The following is a 2,290-nucleotide window of genomic DNA, read 5'->3' on the forward strand; positions in this document are numbered from 1 at the left end:
GAGGTGCCGGTTCCGGTGCTCGTGTGCGACACCGATGTCCTCGCGACCGCGTTGTGGCACGAGCGCTACGTCGGCACGAGCGCACGGCGTCTCTTCGACGCCGCCGACGCGCACCGGCCGCTGCTCTACGTGCTCACGGGCGACGAGATCCCGTTCGTGCAGGACGGCATGCGCGACGGCGAGCACATCCGGCACGACATGCAGCAGCGCTTCCGCGACGTGCTCACGGCGCAGCCGGTGCCGTGGATCGAGGTGCGTGGCGGTGTCTCCGAACGGGTGGATGCCGCGGCATCCGCTCTCGAACCGCTGCTGGCCGCACACCTGCGGTTCGCCGTGCCGCTCGAGGCACGACCCGTCGACGAGCAGCGCGCACTGCAGCGGGACGCCGAGGCCTCGTCGTTAGGATGAGACGCATGCCAGAGCACGGGAACAGGCCGGACCGGTGGAGCAGAGTCTCTTCGTCGCCCACGAATCCCGGCACCGGGCTCGGCGTCCGCGAGCTGACCGCGGAAGACCTCTTCCGGCCCGCCGAGGCCAGTGCCGCTCCTCTCGACGAGAGACTCCGCCAGGTCTACTACTGGATCGTGAACCGTGCGGTGATCTCGCCCTACTACGACATGGAGTTCTCGCACGGCGAGCCGCTCTCGATCGAGCTGGGCGACGCCGGCGCCACGGTGTCGCTGCCGACGCAGGCGTCGTTCTCGTCGAACGTGCTCGTGCCGCTGCTCACGTTCGCGGTGGGCGGCAAGTGCCTGCTGATCGGCGGCCCGGGGCGCGGCAAGACCACGGTGGCGGTGCTCATGGGCGTGCTCGCGGGCACCGCATCCGACGACGTGCGGCGCGCCGTGCAGCAGGGGCAGCCGCAGCTCACCGTCAGTGATCTCGTGGGCATCCCGCTGCCGCGCGATCTGGTCGGCGCGGAGCGATTGGCGGACATCCGCATCGCCTGGCGCGAGTGGCTCGGCCTGCCCGTCAAGATCATCGACGAGTACAACCGCATCCCCACCAAGACGCAGTCCGCGCTGCTCACGATGGTGGCCGAGGGATACGTCGAGAGCCATGATCAGATGCGCCGCACCGCGCCCGACGGGGGAGTCGAGAGCTGGTTCTTCACCGCGAACGACGATGCCGGCGGCGGCACGTTCCCGGTGATCCAGGCCCTGCGCGATCGCATGGACGTCACGGTGCAGGCGGCCGGATTCAACAGCCGCTTCTTCGACGAGCTCATCACGAGGGTCGAGGCGGGGGAGAAGCCCGAGGAGCACCTGCCGGCCGAGCTCGCCTTCGACGCGGCACAGCAGTCTCAGATGCGGGCGGCCATCCGCACGGTGCCGATTCCGGATGCGGTGCGCGACCGCCTGCGGTTCTTCCTCAGCCACTTCGAGTTCGTGCAGCACGGCGGGCGCCGATTCGAGTACCGCACGAAAGACGTGGTGACGACGGCGGGCGGCCGCGTCGGCGAGGTCATCGAGGCCAACAGCGGCGCCGACCTCGACGTCGACCTCGGTGCCCAGACCCGCAACGGGCTGTCGGTGCGGGCGCTGCAGACCCTGATCGTCTACTCCAAGGCGATGGCGTGGTTCCGCGGCGTGGATGCCGTCGAGCTCGACGACGTGGCCGCGGTGCTGCCCTTCGTGCTGCGCGGCAAGCTGCTGCCGAACGCCACCCACCCGCGCTTCGACGTGGGCGCGGAGCGCGAACTCAGCACGGACACGGTGAGCTGGCTGGCCGATCTGTTCGCGCAGTCGTGCCGACAGTACGACTCGCTCGGACGCGATGCCGATGACGAGGTCGCCGCGCTGCTCGCCGAGTTCGATCGGGGACTCGACGGCGTCTCGGCCCTCGAGGCCTCGCGGCGGGTCACGGCCGTCGAAGCGCAGCTGCGCCGCATCGCCACGGTCGGCAAGCTCTACGGTCGCGACTTCGACGACGTCATCGCGCTGAAGTACCTGCACCAGCGCTACACCGCCTACGTGCGCTGGCAGGAGATGCGCGGGTGAGGGGCGTTCCCGTGCAGCTGGCGAATGCGCCGGCTCCCTTCGCCCCCGCGGCACTCCCTGACCTCGCATCCGTCGGACTCGACGCCGCGCTCGCCGCGATGTCGGTCGCGCAGGCGCACGGCGATTCCGAACTGTTCACACGAGCGCTCGGGGCGGGCGTCGCCGCAGACCCGTCAGCACTCGACGACAGGGACCGTGCGCTCGACCTCGTCGCCATCGCGGCCTGGCGTTCCGGTGCGCTCGGGCTCCGCGGCGATGCGCTGGCCCGACTCGGGGCGCTGCCGACCGCC

General features: G+C 70.6%; 2 protein-coding genes and 1 pseudogene. All 3 read left to right on the forward strand.

What is annotated here, in order from left to right; genetic code table 11:
* A partial coding sequence (locus RTM68_RS18355) for an ATP-binding protein (RefSeq protein ID WP_312173741.1) occupies positions 1-408 on the forward strand: 408 nt, incomplete at its 5' end.
* Positions 409-413: 5 nt separating this feature from the next.
* Positions 414-2,000 (forward strand): MoxR family ATPase, encoded by a 1,587-nt coding sequence (locus tag RTM68_RS18360; RefSeq protein ID WP_312173743.1) that lies wholly within the window; start codon positions 414-416, stop codon positions 1,998-2,000.
* Positions 2,001-2,011: 11 nt separating this feature from the next.
* A pseudogene (locus RTM68_RS18365) lies at positions 2,012-2,290 on the forward strand (hypothetical protein); the annotation flags it as partial.

The organism is Microbacterium sp., from assembly GCF_031988965.1.
Lineage (GTDB): Bacteria > Actinomycetota > Actinomycetes > Actinomycetales > Microbacteriaceae > Microbacterium.

Coding starts and splice junctions, on each gene's coding strand:
- RTM68_RS18360 (WP_312173743.1), top strand. CDS start 414: ATGCCAGAGCACGGGAACAGGCCGGACCGGTGGAGCAGAGTCTCTTCG.